Raw genomic sequence first — 16,379 nt, forward strand, 5'->3', positions numbered from 1 at the left:
GGTCAACGCTCCAGGAACTGCAGCTTGTCGCTCTGATCGACCCAGGTGTCGGCTTCGGCCAGCGGGCTGTTGGTCTGGGTGATTACCGGCCAGACCTCGGCCAGTTCGGCGTTGAGTTCGATGAAGTGGCTCTGGTCGGCCGGCAGCGCGTTGTCAGCGAAGATCGCGTCGGCCGGGCATTCCGGTGCACAGAGGCTGCAGTCGATGCAGGTCTCCGGGTTAATCACCAGGAAGTTCGGCCCCTCGTGAAAGCAGTCCGCCGGGCAGATTTCCACGCAATCGGTGTATTTGCAGCGGATGCAGTTCTCTGTAACGACGTAGGTCATCTGGTCCTCCTCGAAACTACTGCGCTTGCGGATGCTGCGTTGAAGATGGCGCGCGGAATGCTCATTTACGGCCTGTAAACTCCGCTTCCGCGCGCCACCTTCGCCTTGCCTGCGCTGCGCTCGTGACGTTTCGGCGTCAAGTTTGTGCAATAAAACAAGGCGTAAAACTCAGAACCGTAGGGCGGGTGAAACCCGTCGAACCTGCTCGGCGGCGACCCCAATTGGCGGGTTGCACCCGCCCTACGTTATTTGTCACGCCGCTGCTTCTAGCTTGGACATGGCCCATCGCGCCAGCTTGCGGACATCCGGGTCCGGGTCGTCCATGGCGGCTTCGATGAAGGGGCGGCCGTCGTTATGGGCAATCGCACCGAGTGCACCGATGGCGGCCTTGCGCAGGTTGCTCATCGGATCACGCGCACAGACGCCGAGCGCCGGAATGGCCCCGACGGAGCCGAGCTTGCCGAGCGAATCCACGGCCTTTTCCCGGACCTGCCAGAAGCTGTCATGAGTGGCCTCGACCAGCGGCTGCAGGGCGGCCTGGTAGTTGAGCTTGCCGATGCTGACGGTAGCCTCGACACGGACCTGCCAGTGCTCGTCACGCAGCAGGCCAACGAGCGTCGGGCCGACCTGTTCGGGCGTTGCGTAGACCAGCGCACCGGTAGCCGCGCGGCGCACTTCGGCATCGCTGTCGTGCTGGGCGCGTTCCATCAGCGCGGGGAGGTTTTCGGTCTGTTTTAGCCAGCCGATTACGGCGACCGCCTCGCGTCGCACGCCGGGGTCCTCGGCGTGCATGCGCTGCAGGGCCGGGGCCTGGGCCGCCGGGTTACGCAGCGGCTTGACCGCCCGCAGGATGCCGGCGACGACGAAGGGGTCATCCGTGCCTTCCAGCGCTTCCAGCAGGGGGAGGGCGGCGGCCGGGTCCTTCAGGTCAGCCAGTGCATGAGCGGCAGCGTTGCGCACCACTTCGTTGCTGTCTTGCAGCGCAGCAATTAGCGCGTCAGCGATATCGACCGCATCGAATTCATCAACCACCTTGGCCGCCTCCTGGCGCACGGCGGGGTCTGGATCGTTGAGCGCGAGGATCAGCAGCTCGGCGGCTTCCGGCTCGCCGCAATCGACCAGTTCGAGCACCGCCACACGGCGAATGCCCGGGTCCTCGGAGGCAAGGTTTTCGGCTATCTGCTGCAGCATCGGATCGTCATACGTTTTCATCAGCCAGTCCTCAGCGCAGCAGGTACGGAATGTTCACCTTGACCGCATCGGTCGGGCAGTCGGTCTCGCAAGGCATGCAGTACCAACATTCGTCATATTTCATGTGGGCCTTGCCGGTGTCCGGGTTGATCCACAGGACGTCCAGCGGGCAGACGTCGATGCAGACGCGGCAGCCTTTCTCGGCAATGCATTTCTCTTCGTCGACGATGACCGGGACGGCAGAGCGGTGGTTGGCTACGGGCATGGTTTATCTCCTCGGTTCCAGTCGAGCGGGCACGGTGAGCCCGCTTTTCTGTAGGGGCGAATTCATTCGCCCATCGGCATCAGGTGTTGGGCGATTAAATTCGCCCCTGCAAGGTGAAACGGCGGCCAAAAGATCAGGCATTGGCGGCCTTTTTCACCCGCAACTTGCTGTAGGCGTCCTTCTCTTCACCGAGCGGGACGATGTAGTCGGCGACCGGGCGCTTGCCGTGGGCCATCTGGCCGTTCGCGTCCTTGAACAGGCGGCTGTGGTAGAACCATTCAGCGTTGTCCTGCTCGGGGAAATCGACTCGGTAGTGGTACAGCCCCCAGCGTGATTCGGTGCGGTACAGCGAGGCGCGCGCGGCCATCTCGGCGCAGTCGATGATCGACTGCACTTCCAGGGCACGAAGCAGTTCGTGTGGGTCGGCAGCGCTGAGCATGTGCAGGTCCTTGCGCACGGCCATGATTCGCTCCAGGCCGATCTCCATCTTCTTGGTTACCTTCGGCGGCTGCAGGTAGTCGTTCACCAGGCGGCGCACCTTGTATTCCATCTGCTCCGGCGGGATGCCGTCCTTGACCAGGAGCGGTGCCTGGATGCGCGCCAGCTCGGCGGTGATGAAGGCCTCATCGAGCACCGGCTCGCTGCGATCCTTGACGAAGGCGGCGGCGCTTTCCCCGCAGATCTGCCCGTAAACGAAGGCGCCGAGCATGTAGTTGTGCGCGACCGAGGCCATGTCGCCAGCACCGTAGAGGCCGGGCACGGTGGTGGCACCGGTCTCGTCGGTCCACACACCGGACGCGGAATGGCCGGAGCAGAAGCCGATCTCGGAGATATGCATTTCCACCATGCGCTGGCGGTAGTCGACCTGCCGACCCTCATGGAAGCGACCACGGGTAGGGCGCTCATTGGTATGCAGGACAGTCTCGATTTCCTGGATGGTTTCCTCGGCCAGGTGATCGAGCTTGAGGAACACCGGACCGGTGCCGGATTCCAGCTCCTTGAAGAACTCCAGCATCATCTGGCCGGACCAGTAGTCGCACTCGATGAAGCGCTCGCCGTAGGCATTAGCGGTAAAGCCGCCCAGCGGGCCGGTGACGTAAGCGCAAGCAGGGCCGTTGTAGTCCTTGAGCAGCGGATTGACCTGGAAGCACTCCAGGTTCACCAGATCAGCGCCGACGTGGTAGGCCATGGCATGGCCGTCGCCGCAGTTGGCCGGATTCTCGTAGGTGCCGAACAGGTAACCGGAGTTGGGTAGGCCGATACGGCCAGCAGCGCCGGTGGCCATGATCACGGCCTTGGCGCGGATGATGATGGGCTCGGCGGTGCGGGTGTTTACCCCGATCATGCCGGCGATGTTGCCGTCCGGGTCCTTGAGCAGGCGGGTGGCCTGGAAGCGGTTTTCGATCTCCACCCGCACGCGGCGCAGGCGGCGGTAGAGGATCTTCTTAACGTTGTGACCCTCAGGCATCGGCAGCACGTAGGTGCCCAGGTGATGCACCTTCTTCATGTCGTAGTCGCCGGTCTCGTCCTTCTGGAAATGCACGCCCCAGGAGTCGAGCTTTTCGATCATCGGAAAGGAGCGAGTGGCATAGGCCATCAGCGCTGGCTGGTGAACGATGCCGTCGTTGGCGATGGTGATTTCCTTGACATACTGCTCGGGCGTGGCGTGGCCAGGGACCACGGCGTTGTTGAGGCCGTCCATGCCCATGGAAATGGCGCCTGAGCGTTTGACGTTGGCTTTCTCCAGCAGGATGACCTTGAGGTTCGGGTCCTGCTCTTTGACGGTGACGGCGGCCATGGGGCCGGCCGTGCCACCGCCGATGACCAGCACGTCGGTGTCGATGACTGGGATGCCGTTGATAGTGGTCATGTAGCCTCCTATTTCCGATCCACTCGGAATTGGTATTTGAATGCGTCGCCGCGGTAGCAGAGATATTCGAAGTCGATGGGACGGCCGGCGCGGTCGTGGGTCAGCCGCTCGACACGCAGGATGGGTTCGCCCGGCTTGAGCGCCAGGTAGTGCTGGTGTTCCTCGTCTGCCAGGGTGGCGTCGAGGCTGATGTCGGCGCGCCCGAGGGCGATACCGAAGGCGTTCTCGAGCATCGGGAAGATGTCGCCTGACAGGTCCATGCCGAACATCCGGTGGCCGATGTCGAGGGGGAAGTAGCTGTTCTCGACACACACCGCCTCACGGTTGAGGTAGCGCACGCGCTTGACCTCGACCACCTCCTCACCGGAAAGCAAATGCAGCGCGGCGACGACCGCCTTGGGTGGCTTGCGCTCCTGAATCGATAGCAGCCGTGCGGTCGCCTCGTAGCCTTGCGCGGCCATGGCTTCGCCGAAGCCTTGCAGGCGCTGGACGTTCTGCACCGCTTTGGGCTTGCTGACATAGGTGCCCTTGCCCTGGGCGCTGAACACCAGCCCTTCGTTATGCAGGTCACGGAGGGCCTGGCGAATGGTGATGCGGCTGACACCAAAGGCATTCATCAGCTCATTTTCCGAGGGCAGGCGCTCATGAATCACGTAGCTGCCTTCGAGAATCTTGCGCCGCAGGTCATCGCGGATCTGCACGTAAAGCGGCAGTGGAGAATGGCCCGGGGCGAGTGGCTGGGTTCCTTTCATTGCTTGTGCTCCAGCCTGTCATGACAGGTCATGTCGAGCGCAGGCGAACAACGGAACGTGTTGTGCATGTTCAGCCTCCGTTCTGCTGCTGAAAGGCGCGCAGGGTTTCCTGACGGATCAGGTCCAGACACTGGCGCTTGTAGTCCATGAACGCCGTGCTGGTGAGCAGGCTTTGCTCGCGCGGCCGGGGCAGGGTGACCTTGATGTCGGCGATGATCCGGCCGGGGCTGGCGCTCATCACCACGATGCGGTCGGAGAGGAACACCGCTTCGTCGATGTCGTGGGTGACGAACACCACGGTGTTGCGGAACTCGCGCCAGATCTCCAGCAGGTTCTCCTGCATCATGATTCGCGTCTGTGCATCCAGCGCGCCGAAGGGCTCGTCCATCAGCAGCACGCTGGGGTAGTTGGCCAGCGCGCGGGCAATGCCGACACGCTGCTGCATGCCGCCGGACAGCGTGCCGGGGTAGGCGTCCTCGAAAGCGGCCAGGCCAACCAGCGAGAGAAAGGTGCGGGCCACGCTGCACGCTTCATTGCGCGATGCGCCGGCCATCAGCGGTCCGAAGGCGACGTTGTCGCGCACGGTTTTCCAGGGGAACAGCGAGTGCTGCTGGAACACCATGCCACGGTCCGGGCTTGGCGCATCGACACCTTTTCCGTCGATGGTCAGCTCGCCGCGAGTCGGATTGACGAAGCCGGCCATGGCGTTGAGCAGAGTCGACTTACCGCAGCCGGATGGGCCGAGCAGGCAGACGAACTCGCCAGGACGGATCTCCAGTTGAGCGTCTTGTACCGCGGCACGCTTGCCGCCCTGGTAATCAAATTCGATGTGCAGGTTTCGCACGCTGATTTGGCCGCGTCCCTCACCCTTGCTGTTGGCTTTGGCGCGCAGACGGCTGTGGTCGAGCACGGCGAGGCGGTTGTCCTGAACGGCAGTGCTCATGGCCGACCTCCTTTGGCCTGCCAGTGCAGCAGCGGCGCGCAGGCCTTGCGCACGAGCAACGTGCACAGCGTGCCGAGGCCGCCGATGGTGAGCATGCCGATGATGATTTCCGGGTACTTGACCAGGGTGTATGACGTCCAGGTGAAGTAGCCGATGCCGTACTGGCCGCTGATGATTTCGCCGGCGAGCAGCGAGAACCAGGCCACACCCATGCCAATCGCCAGTCCCGCGACGATGCTCGGCATCGCACCGGGGATCACCACATGCCAGAGGATGGCTCTCTTGCTGGCGCCCAAGCTGCGGGCGGCGCGGACCAGCACATCAGGCGTCTGCTCTACGCCGTGCACGGTGTTGAGCACGATGGGGAAGAAGGCGCCTAGAAAGGTGATGAAGACGATGCTCGACTGCTCGGTGGGCAACATCAGGATCGCCAGAGGAATCCAGGCCACCGCGGGAATCGGCCGGAACAGCTCAATGTACGGCAGGATGATGTCTTCGGCCCAACGCGAGCGACCCATCATTACCCCGGCCAGCACACCCAGCACCACGGCGTAGGCATAGGCGATGGCGATCCGCTCCATGCTGTGGACGATGTGCAGGTAGAACTCGGAGCTGGAGAGCTGAGACACCAGTGCCTCTCCTACCAGCAGCGGCGTCGGCACGTTCTCGAAATTGATGAAGAAGTTGAAGCCGCTACTGGCTGCGAAATGCCAGATCACCAAGGCCATCAGCAGCGCGGCGACACGCACCAGATAGCGGCCGGTCATGGCCGGCATACGCCGCCAGGGCCGGTTGGCTGCGGGCGAATCTGGCTCAGCTGACGGGCTTGGCGCGGCGGCGACTTCCAGCGCGGGCGCCACGGTTATGGCTGGCGGTGGCGTGGCTGGATCGAACACGGGGTTCGGTTTGACACTCATGGTTATGCTCCTCGGCTCAGGTTTGCACTGCGCTCTGCGGCGCATGTGAGGGGTCAGGGCAACATCGCGACCGGCTGCGTGGCGGCCAGTGGTACGCCACCGCTCTCGGCGACATGCCGCTCGGAGTCACCCTTTTTCATGAAGGCGAGGACTTCGCCGCTCGGGTCCTTGACCAGGTAGGCGGCCTTGCCGAACAGCTTCAGCCCGGTGAGGTTGTCGTAGACGTAGGTGGCGTAGAGGGTAGAGCCGTCGGCCTTGGCCTTCGCTTCGGCGGCGAGCATGTCCGCGGTGCTGTCGTAGGCGACAACGCCTTTATCAGCGAACCAGATCTCCGCCGGCTTGCGGCCCGGAGTGCGTGGTGCTGGGCTGACCACGTTTTGCATCATGGCCTCGTAGTCCATGTTGGACGCGGCGTAGGCGCGCTTGAGGTAGGAGTCGTCTATCCAGGCGGCGAAATCCAGGTCGGGAATGTCCATTTCCTTCTGGAGCAGCGCGTGGTCATATTTCATCGCCTCGACCCACTGCGGCTTGATGCTCGCTTCCATGGTCGAAATGCCGCCGTTGCTGAAGTAGAGGTAGAGCACCTCCTTGTCGACACCGGTCCATTCGGCCACCTGGGTGGCGGCACGCATCGGGTCCTCACTGATCCACTTCTGCGCAGCGAGGGTGGCCTTGAGCACGCCCTCGACGACTTCGGGATATTTCTCGGCGAAGGCCTCGCGCACTACGATGCCGTGGAAGGTTGGAACTCCGGCTTCGCTGCCGTCATAGATTTTCCGGCCTGTGCCACGAAACTCCATGATCTCCGACCAGGGACAGAAGTCGGCGTGTGCGTCGATCTTGCCGGCTGCGATGTTGGCAGCGCCAACAGGCGGGCTCTGGTTGACCAGCGTGACCTTGTCCGACAGACCGGCATCACGCAGGACTTTCAATGTCATGCCCCAGGCCGCACTGCCGACCGGCGTAGACAGGCTCTTGCCGGCCAGATCCTGCAGGCTTTGCACGGAGGAGGCCGCCGGCACCACGATGCCGTTGCCGGTACCTTTCAGGTTGTAGCCGGTTACCGCGATGAAGCGAGTTTCTTGCTTTCCAGTGGCCTGGAATTTGGCACCGTTGACGATCAGTGGGTAATCGCCCATGACGCCGAAGTCGAGCTTGCCAGCCAGCATCTGGTTGGTGATCGGCGGGCCGGAATCGTAATCGCGAAATTCGATCTGGTAGTCGGCGTCGCTGTACTTGCCGGTCTTGGGTAACAACTGGTCAAGCAGGCCGAGCTTTTCAAGCACGACGCCACCGGAAACGGTGTTGGTGACCATGCTCTGATGGCCGATACCGACGCGGATGGTTTCCGCCGCAGCAGGTCCGCTCAAGACCATGAGCGATCCGATCAATGAGGTTGCAAGCAGGCTATTCCGGTTGTCCATTTGTCTTCACCTTGGCGGTTGAGCAACTTGTACTAACAGGGCATGACGCCTGTGTTTGAAGGTGCATCGGGTATGCCAACGTGCAGTGAGTTCGGCTTATCTCCTTGTTTTCATGATGGATTTACGCGAGTTACTGACTATGGGGTCAGAGGCGGGCGAGGGCCCGCTGCGCTCGCGTATGGTGCGAGTTTGTTGAGGCTGGCCCAGTACGGCGCAGTATGAATTTCGGCGTATAGAACAAGTGAAACAAGCATGGCGATAGCGGGCGCCGCAGGGAGAAACGAGGTTCCTGGTTAGTTAACGCCTAGGTACGTACCGAGCGTTTCAGGGCAAAAGCACCGTTATCCAGCCGGCCCAAGGCCAGCGCGGTGAAGGCTAGAAACACCGGGTATTTCCAGCCGCCATCTTCATTACTAAAGCTTCAGCGGTTGCAGAAATCTAAGCTCGCTGCGACCAGCAGGTGCAGCGTGGCTCAGCCGATATTCAGCGTGCTGACACGGCAAGAATTGGAAACAGGCCGCCGACCACTCAGAGCGCTAACTTACGAAAACCGTTAGCTAGGTGACCGTGAGCTGGTCCTGTCATACGTCTGACTTGGCTTGAGGCCAATCGGCGAGCGCCTTATGACAATTATCGCTCCCGAGCAGTGGCGAACTTCTTTGACTGTCAATGTGGAGACAGGCCGTTATAAGTCCGCCGTATGGACGCAAAGCGGAACCAGCAGAGCCAATGGCGGATATTCGTCGTTTAGCGATCGGTAATTGCCTACAACAGCGTGACGGAACGCGCCTTAGCCTGCGTTCGAAGGATTAAATGAAAGGCTGTCGCTGCGGCAGTCAGCGTTTTCCTATCTATCGACCGAGCTTGGGGTTAGGTGACTGACCACAGTGATCGATCAGCCTAGGGCGAGCCCCAACGTGGCCACCTTTGGTTCGCATAATCTATATTATGTTAAATAGCGTTTATGGCAGATCTATTCGAAGCACCCAGCCAATACATCTGTCGGTCTATCTCCCCACACTGCATCCGCAAAACTGCACAGCTCGCCGCCTTGCGAAGCCCGAGTCTGTCAGCCTGCGCAGCTGCCCAAGTTTTTGCCTGCTGCGATTGTTCAGGCCATTCGTGCAGCGCTTTGATTCATTGCGTTTGCGCATGACACTTGAGAGTCACTGCATCACCACCTTCGCGCCGTGCTGGTATTCCCGAGGCGTACATCCGTACTCGCGCCGGAAAACGGTATGAAGGTACTGCGCAGATTTGAAGCCGCAATGCTGAGCAATGTCTGCAATGGTTGATTCAGCGCTTTCTAACCTGCGCGTGGCGGCGGCCAGTTTGAAGCGCAGGATCTCGTCATGCACGCTGCAACCCCGGGCCTTTCGAAAATGCGACTCCAGGGATGATCGCGACACGCCGACGTATGCCGCCACCTGCTCGGTCTTGATGCCCTGGCAGGCGTATTGGCGGATGAACAGCAGCGCCCGCATGACGTGCGGGTTACCCAAGGGTTGATGCAGGCTCGACAGCTGCACGTTGACCGAGTCCGGGGGTACCAAAATGTGAGTCCCGGCAGACTGCATGCCGTGCAGCATCTGATGGAGCAAGTGCGCTGCGGTTCGGCCCATGGTTTCGGTGCCCTGGACGACCGAACTCAGTGGAACGCGGGTCAGGCTGCGTGTCAGCGGGTCGTTGTCGATGCCGATCAGCGCTACCTGCTCCGGCACTGCTATTCCGGCGGTGAGGCAGGCTTGCAGCAATTGCCGGGCACGGGCATCCGTCACGGCGATAATGCCGATGGGTTTGGGCAGGCTTTGCAGCCAGGCGATCTGCTGCTCGACGGCGCTGTCCCAGAGCGGCGCGCTGGTTCCCATTCCGCGATAGATCTCGACCTGCAATCCATCGCGCTGCATCAGACGGCGAAAAACCTTTTCCCGTTCCTGGGCCCAACGATTGGCCTGAGCCTCGGGCAGGCTGAAGCAGGCAAAACGCGTCAGTCCGGCCTCGATCAGGTGTTCGTATGCCAGCGTTATCAACGCCTCATTATCGGTAGCCACGTAAGGGATGCCTTTCGGATAGGCCCTTTCGTCTCGATAGGAACCGCCCACCGCCACCACCGGCAACCTGATGCCGGCCAATGCCTCGCCGATCAGTGGATCGTCGAAGTCAGCGATGATGCCGTCCCCCTGCCAGCGCTCGATTCCTTTCAAGCGGCAGTGAAAATCCTCCTCAAGAAACAGATCCCAGGATGCGCGGGTACTGCTCAGGTAGTTGCCGATGCCGCTGATGATGCCGCGGTCATAGATCTTGCTGCCGTTGAACAACAGCGCAATACGGTGAACGATCGGTACGGTTTTCATTGTTGTTGCCCTGTCCGGTCAAGGGCTAATCGTCGACAGAGGTTAGGTCAAAATCGAACCCTGGTTTGGTGACTTTCATACTAATTGCCTATAGGGCCGTTGCTAGTATCGGGACACAGCCAAGAACAACAAGGCCATACCAATGCCCTACTTCCCCGATATCGACAAGATCCGCTTTCAAGGTACCGCAAGCGACTCTCCCCTTGCCTTTCGCCACTACGACGCCGACAAGATCATTCTCGGTAAGCCCATGCGCGAGCATCTGCGAATGGCGGTCTGTTATTGGCACAGCTTCGTCTGGCCGGGGTCCGACGTGTTCGGCGCCGGCACTTTCAGGCGCCCGTGGCAGCAGTCTGGCGAGCCGATGGAAATGGCCATAGGCAAGGCAGAGGCAGCGTTCGAGTTCTTCACCAAGCTCGGCATCGACTACTACTGCTTTCACGATACGGATGTTGCACCGGAAGGCAGTTCGCTCAAGGAATACCGCAACAACTTCGCGCAGATGGTCGACCATCTGGAGCGCCATCAGGAACAAAGCGGCATCAAGCTGCTCTGGGGAACCGCCAATTGCTTCAGCAACCCGCGCTTCGCTGCAGGTGCGGCCAGCAATCCCAACCCGGAAGTGTTCGCCTGCGCCGCCGCCCAGGTGTTCAGCGCCATGAGTGCAACTCATCGGCTAAATGGCTCGAACTACGTACTGTGGGGTGGCCGCGAAGGCTACGAAACCCTGCTCAACACCGACCTGAAACGGGAACGGGAACAGCTGGGCCGCTTCATGCTCATGGTGGTCGAGCACAGGCACAAGATCGGATTCGAAGGCGACCTGCTCATCGAGCCCAAGCCGCAGGAGCCAACCAAGCACCAGTACGATTACGACAGCGCCACGGTCCACGGCTTTTTGCAGCAGTTCGGTCTGGAAAACGAAATCAAGGTCAACATCGAGGCCAACCACGCGACCCTCGCCGGCCACAGTTTCCACCACGAGATCGCCACGGCGGTTTCGTTGGGAATCTTCGGCAGCATCGACGCCAATCGCGGTGATCCGCAGAACGGCTGGGATACCGATCAGTTTCCCAACAGCGTCGAAGAAATGACCCTGGCGCTCTACGAAATCCTCAAGGCCGGCGGCTTCAGGAATGGCGGGTTCAACTTCGATTCCAAGGTTCGCCGGCAGAGCCTGGATGAAGTCGATCTGTTCTACGGCCACGTCGCGGCGATGGACGTCCTCGCACTGTCACTGGAGTGCGCGGCTGCCATGGTTCAGGACGACCGCCTCCAGCAGTTCAAGGATCAACGTTACGCCGGCTGGCAGCAGTCGTTGGGGCGGGCCGTACTGGCGGGCGAATTCAGCCTCGAATCACTGGCCCAACACGCCTTCGCCAGCAGTCTGAATCCGCAGGCGGTTAGCGGTCGCCAGGAAATGCTCGAAGGCCTGGTCAATCAGTACATCTATCCCTGACGCGACGGGAAAGGTCGGCCGGCGCCGCGCAGTTACATTCTCGCGACAATTCGTTACTCACGGCGCCGTACGACTTCCTACAGTTCCATCTGCATCACCCTTATCGTCAGGCAGTGTCTCCAACAACAATAAAAGGACGCACCACCATGAAAACAGTAACGCGCATGCTGCTCGCCGGGGCAATCGCCCTCTTCTCCCTCCCGCTGATGGCCGATCCCGCCAACCCGAAAATCGGCTTTTCCATCGATGACCTGCGTTTGGAGCGCTGGGCCCGGGACCGTGACTACTTCGTCGCGGCAGCCGAGGAGATGGGCGCCAAAGTCTATGTTCAGTCGGCCGACGCCAACGAGCAGAAGCAGATTTCGCAGATCGAGAACCTCATTTCCCGGGGCGTCGACGTGATCGTCATCGTGCCCTTCAACGCAACCGTGCTGACCAATGTCGTGGCCGAGGCCAAACGGGCCGGGATCAAGGTGGTGTCCTACGACCGGCTGATCCTTAACGCCGATATCGACGCCTACATTTCGTTCGACAATGAGAAGGTCGGTGAACTGCAGGCCCAGGGCGTGCTGCAGGCGGCGCCCAAGGGCAACTACTTCCTTCTCGGTGGCGCGCCCACGGACAACAACGCCAAGGTCCTGCGCGAAGGCCAGATGAAGGTGTTGCAGCCTGCAATCGACCGCGGCGACATCAAGATCGTCGGGCAGCAATGGGTCAGGGAATGGAACCCGACCGAAGCGCTGAGCATCGTCGAGAACGCCCTGACCCGGAACGACAACAAGATCGATGGCATTGTTGCCTCGAACGACGCCACGGCCGGCGGCGCCATCCAGGCGCTGGCGGCGCAGAAGCTGGCCGGCGAGGTCCCGATTTCCGGTCAGGACGCCGACCTGGCGGCGGTCAAGCGGGTGATCGATGGCACCCAGACGATGACCGTCTACAAGCCGCTGAAGCTGATTGCCTCGGAAGCGGCCAAGCTCTCGGTACAGCTGGCGCGCGACGAGAAGCCTACGTTCAGCTCCCAGCTCGATAACGGTGCCAAGCAGGTCGACACCATTCTGCTCACCCCTACCCTGTTGACCCGCGACAACATTGACCTGCTGGAACAGGACGGCTTCTACACCAAGGCACAGATCGCCGGGCAATGATCATCGAGCCGCGCAGGCTCGATTGACCACCCGAGCGCGACCCCGTGGATCGGCAGGCAACCCCTGCCGACACCCCGCCTGTTGCTTATCTGTGAGTACCTCCTCGTGTCCGAATACCTGTTGCAAATGAACGGCATCGTCAAAACCTTCGACGGTGTCAAAGCCCTGGACGCCATCGATATCAAGGTCAGGCCTGGCGAATGTGTGGGCCTGTGCGGCGAGAACGGCGCTGGCAAGTCGACGCTGATGAAAGTGCTCTCCGGGGTTTATCCCTACGGCACCTGGGAGGGTGAAATTGTCTGGGACGGCCAGCCGCTACGGGCCAAATCGATCAACGAAACCGAAGCCGCCGGGATCGTCATCATCCACCAGGAGCTGACCCTGGTTCCCGACCTGTCGGTGGTCGAGAACATCTTCATGGGTCACGAGCTGACCCTGCCCGGCGGGCGCATGAACTATCCGGCGATGATCCACCGCGCCGAAGCCCTGATGCGCGAACTCAAGGTGCCGGACATGAACGTCTCGCTGCCGGTCTCGCAGTACGGCGGCGGCCACCAGCAATTGGTGGAAATCGCCAAGGCGTTGAACAAGCAGGCACGCCTGCTGATCCTCGACGAGCCCTCCTCGGCCCTGACCCGTTCGGAAATCGACGTGTTGCTGGACATCATCCGCGACCTCAAGGCCAAGGGCGTAGCCTGCGTCTATATCTCGCACAAACTCGATGAAGTGGCGGCCGTTTGCGACACCATTTCGGTGATTCGCGACGGCCAGCACATCGCCACGACCGCCATGGCAGACATGGACATTTCCAGGATCATCGCGCAGATGGTGGGGCGCGAGATGAACAACCTGTACCCCACTGAGCCCCACGAGATTGGCGAGGTGATCTTCGAGGCCCGGAACGTCACCTGCTATGACGTCGACAACCCCAGGCGCAAACGGGTCGACGACATTTCTTTCGTGCTCAAGCGTGGCGAGATCCTCGGTATTGCCGGGCTGGTAGGCGCGGGGCGCACGGAGCTGGTGTCCGCGTTGTTCGGCGCCTATCCCGGCCGCTACGAAGCGGAGGTGTTGCTGGAAGGCCAGCCGATCGACACCCGCACGCCGCTCAAGTCCATCCGCGCCGGACTGTGCATGGTGCCTGAAGACCGCAAGCGCCAGGGCATCATCCCGGATCTGTGCGTCGGCCAGAACATCACCCTGGCGGTGCTGGAGAACTACGCAAAGATGACCCGCATCGATGCCGAAGCCGAACTGAGCAGCATCGACACGGAAATCTCGCGCATGCACCTCAAGACCGCGAGCCCCTTTCTGCCGATCACCAGCCTGTCCGGCGGCAACCAGCAGAAGGCCGTGTTGGCCAAGATGCTCCTGACCCGGCCCCGGGTGCTGATTCTCGACGAGCCCACGCGAGGGGTCGACGTCGGCGCCAAATACGAGATCTACAAGCTCATGGGCGCGCTGGCGGCCGAAGGCGTGTCGATCATCATGGTTTCTTCGGAGCTGGCCGAAGTACTTGGGGTCTCCGACCGCGTCCTGGTGATCGGTGATGGTCAGTTGCGGGGCGACTTTATCAACCAAGAGCTCACCCAGGCGCAGGTGCTCGCCGCCGCGCTCAGCCAACCCGATGGCCATAACAATAATGATCGGAAGTCCGCGTAGATGAATCAGGTCAAACAACTCTTCACCCGCTACAAGATGCTCGCGCTGGTGATCGCTGTAGCCATTATCTGGCTGTTCTTCAGTTGGCAGACCGAGGGCGGGTTCCTGACCCCGCGCAACCTGTCTAACCTGCTGCGACAGATGTCCATCACCGGGATTCTCGCCTGCGGCATGGTACTGGTGATCATCAGCGGCGAGATCGACCTCTCGGTGGGCTCGATGCTGGGCCTGCTGGGCGGTGTGGCAGCCATCCTGGACGTGATCTACAACGTGCCGCTCATGGCGAACCTGAGCCTGGTGGCGCTGTTGGGGCTGATGATCGGCCTGGCGAACGGCTATATGACCGCGTACATGCGCATTCCGTCGTTCATTGTCGGGCTGGGCGGCATGCTGGCATTTCGCGGGATCCTGCTGGGGATTACCGACGGCACCACCATCGCTCCGGTGTCGCCTTCCCTGGTCTACATCGGCCAGGGTTATCTACCGCGTACAGCGGGTGTGGTGCTCGGCGTCCTGCTGTTCGCCCTGACGCTGTTCCTGACCTGGAAACAGCGACGCAATCGCGCTCTCCATGGCCTGGCTCCGCACTCGCTTGTACGTGACCTGTTGCGCGTGGCGTTGATCGGTGCGGTATTGGCCGGGTTTGTCCAGACGCTCAACAGCTATGACGGTATCCCGGTTCCGGTGCTGCTCCTGCTCGTGCTGCTGGGCGTGTTCAGTTACGTCACCAGCCAGACCGTATTTGGCCGACGCATCTACTCAGTTGGCAGCAACATGGAGGCGACACGCCTGTCGGGCATCAACGTCCAGGCGGTGAAGCTGTGGATATTCGGCATCATGGGCGTGATGTGCGCCTTCGCCGGGATGGTCAATACCGCACGTCTGGCCGCCGGCTCACCCTCGGCGGGCAGCATGGGCGAACTCGACGCCATTGCCGCCTGCTTTATCGGCGGCACCTCCATGCGGGGTGGTTCCGGCACCGTCTATGGCGCCCTCCTCGGCGCCTTGGTCATCACCAGCCTGGACAATGGCATGTCCATGCTGGACGTAGACAGCTACTGGCAGATGATCGTCAAGGGCAGCATCCTGGTGCTGGCAGTGTGGGTAGATGTAAGCACCCGGGCCGGACGGCGCTAATCCGCCCGGCCTGGAGGCGTTTTCGCAGGCTTACGCTCCGAGATGCAGGCCTGCGGCTCCATTGCCTTCACCCCGGCGTGCAAGGCTATGAGAAAGGAACTGAACCGAGTTTTGGTTTGAGTAGACGAATGGACGCCCGGTTACGTTCCGAATCTCAATAGGGAAATGGGTGCGGCAGTTGTTTTATCGAAACACCAAAATCGATGGGCCTGATAATTAATATCACGCTCATCTTTTTTGAATCCGAAGATCGCTCCATCATATTTGCTTAGAAACTTATAAAACACTTCGGAGTAAATATCATGAGCATAAACAGTAGAGGCGCGCTTAGTACGACTGCGTTTGGCATGTTCTTTCTAAGTTTGACTGCACTAGCTGATAGTGCGCCCCAATCGTATGAGTACGGGACGCAGCTGGATGTAGTAAAAGTCTTGTCCATCACTACTCAAGATAGCGCTGCCTGCGAACCGGTTGAACAGACCATGACGTACACCGACTCGTCCGGAGAAACGCGAGCACTGCAATATGTCGTGTTGTCCAGCGCATGCAGCCAGAACTGATGAGCCACCGGGGCACTAGGGAAAGTGCCTCGGTACCACCAACCCGTCCCTGGGAATTAACCGGTGCTAAATAACCGCTGGTATAAATCCAACCCTATTGCGTTATAAGTGTGGTGCCACCCCTTATGGCCACGACAACCTTACGACCGACCTTACTCATAGAGCCAAGACATTTTTGTTAGTTTTACAAACATGAAATGCATCACGATACCGAACGTCTTCCGACGAGGTCATTGCAATATCCTTGGTTGAGTCTTAGTGCATTTCCCTCAGCTCTCGCGCGGTGTACATTTTGTACGCGTAACGGCGTATTGCCATTACCTACAAATCCTGCCATAACGCCGAGCTTGCCATTGCGTTTACAAGGATGT

General features: G+C 60.7%; 14 protein-coding genes. 5 read left to right on the forward strand and 9 right to left on the reverse strand.

Features of this window, described 5'->3' with window-relative positions:
• Positions 1 to 2: 2 nt before the first annotated feature.
• The 9 genes from fdxA to K4O48_RS10195 form a co-directional block, all read right to left on the reverse strand.
• Positions 3 to 326 (reverse strand): ferredoxin FdxA, encoded by a 324-nt coding sequence (gene fdxA, locus K4O48_RS10155; protein ID WP_222911878.1) that lies wholly within the window; start codon positions 324 to 326, stop codon positions 3 to 5.
• Positions 327 to 578: 252 nt separating this feature from the next.
• Positions 579 to 1,538, reverse strand: coding sequence for a HEAT repeat domain-containing protein (locus tag K4O48_RS10160; protein ID WP_222911879.1), 960 nt, complete (start codon positions 1,536 to 1,538; stop codon positions 579 to 581).
• Positions 1,539 to 1,548: 10 nt separating this feature from the next.
• Positions 1,549 to 1,782, reverse strand: a complete 234-nt coding sequence (locus K4O48_RS10165; protein ID WP_042923047.1) for a ferredoxin family protein — start codon at positions 1,780 to 1,782, stop codon at positions 1,549 to 1,551.
• Positions 1,783 to 1,915: 133 nt separating this feature from the next.
• Positions 1,916 to 3,652: a fumarate reductase/succinate dehydrogenase flavoprotein subunit gene (locus K4O48_RS10170; RefSeq protein WP_222911880.1), complete on the reverse strand. Its 1,737-nt coding sequence runs from the start codon at positions 3,650 to 3,652 to the stop codon at positions 1,916 to 1,918.
• Positions 3,653 to 3,660: 8 nt separating this feature from the next.
• Positions 3,661 to 4,404 carry a GntR family transcriptional regulator gene (locus tag K4O48_RS10175; RefSeq protein ID WP_222911881.1) on the reverse strand — a complete coding sequence of 248 codons (744 nt, stop codon included), beginning with the start codon at positions 4,402 to 4,404 and terminating at the stop codon, positions 3,661 to 3,663.
• Between the two features lie 70 nt (positions 4,405 to 4,474).
• On the reverse strand, positions 4,475 to 5,347 hold the full coding sequence (locus K4O48_RS10180) for an ABC transporter ATP-binding protein (RefSeq protein WP_222911882.1): 873 nt from the start codon (positions 5,345 to 5,347) through the stop codon (positions 4,475 to 4,477).
• Positions 5,344 to 6,264 (reverse strand): ABC transporter permease, encoded by a 921-nt coding sequence (locus K4O48_RS10185; RefSeq protein WP_222911883.1) that lies wholly within the window; start codon positions 6,262 to 6,264, stop codon positions 5,344 to 5,346. The genes K4O48_RS10180 and K4O48_RS10185 overlap by 4 nt, the downstream gene beginning before the upstream one ends.
• Positions 6,265 to 6,317: 53 nt before the next feature.
• Entirely contained in the window at positions 6,318 to 7,688 is a 1,371-nt protein-coding gene (locus K4O48_RS10190; RefSeq protein ID WP_222911884.1) for an ABC transporter substrate-binding protein, read from the reverse strand.
• 1,166 nt (positions 7,689 to 8,854) lie between these two features.
• On the reverse strand, positions 8,855 to 10,042 hold the full coding sequence (locus K4O48_RS10195; protein ID WP_222911885.1) for a DNA-binding transcriptional regulator: 1,188 nt from the start codon (positions 10,040 to 10,042) through the stop codon (positions 8,855 to 8,857).
• A 142-nt stretch (positions 10,043 to 10,184) separates the two neighbouring features.
• Between K4O48_RS10195 and xylA the strand changes: the two genes are divergently transcribed.
• The 5 genes from xylA to K4O48_RS10220 all read left to right on the forward strand — a co-directional run bounded on the left by xylA (position 10,185) and on the right by K4O48_RS10220 (position 16,008).
• Positions 10,185 to 11,501, forward strand: coding sequence for a xylose isomerase (gene xylA / locus K4O48_RS10200; RefSeq protein ID WP_222911886.1), 1,317 nt, complete (start codon positions 10,185 to 10,187; stop codon positions 11,499 to 11,501).
• A 146-nt stretch (positions 11,502 to 11,647) separates the two neighbouring features.
• Positions 11,648 to 12,649: a D-xylose ABC transporter substrate-binding protein gene (gene xylF, locus K4O48_RS10205; RefSeq protein ID WP_222911887.1), complete on the forward strand. Its 1,002-nt coding sequence runs from the start codon at positions 11,648 to 11,650 to the stop codon at positions 12,647 to 12,649.
• Between the two features lie 105 nt (positions 12,650 to 12,754).
• Complete coding sequence (xylG, locus tag K4O48_RS10210) at positions 12,755 to 14,311, forward strand: D-xylose ABC transporter ATP-binding protein (RefSeq protein ID WP_222911888.1); 1,557 nt, start codon at positions 12,755 to 12,757, stop codon at positions 14,309 to 14,311.
• A complete protein-coding gene (locus tag K4O48_RS10215) occupies positions 14,312 to 15,448 on the forward strand; it encodes a sugar ABC transporter permease (protein WP_222911889.1) in 1,137 nt (378 codons plus the stop codon).
• A gap of 347 nt (positions 15,449 to 15,795) precedes the next feature.
• The gene (locus K4O48_RS10220; RefSeq protein WP_222912060.1) at positions 15,796 to 16,008 is read left to right on the forward strand and encodes a DUF2790 domain-containing protein; all 213 of its coding nucleotides are present in this window, start codon (positions 15,796 to 15,798) and stop codon (positions 16,006 to 16,008) included.
• The last annotated feature ends 371 nt before the right edge of the window (positions 16,009 to 16,379 follow it).

This window comes from Pseudomonas sp. DNDY-54 (assembly GCF_019880365.1).
Lineage (GTDB): Bacteria > Pseudomonadota > Gammaproteobacteria > Pseudomonadales > Pseudomonadaceae > Stutzerimonas > Stutzerimonas stutzeri_P.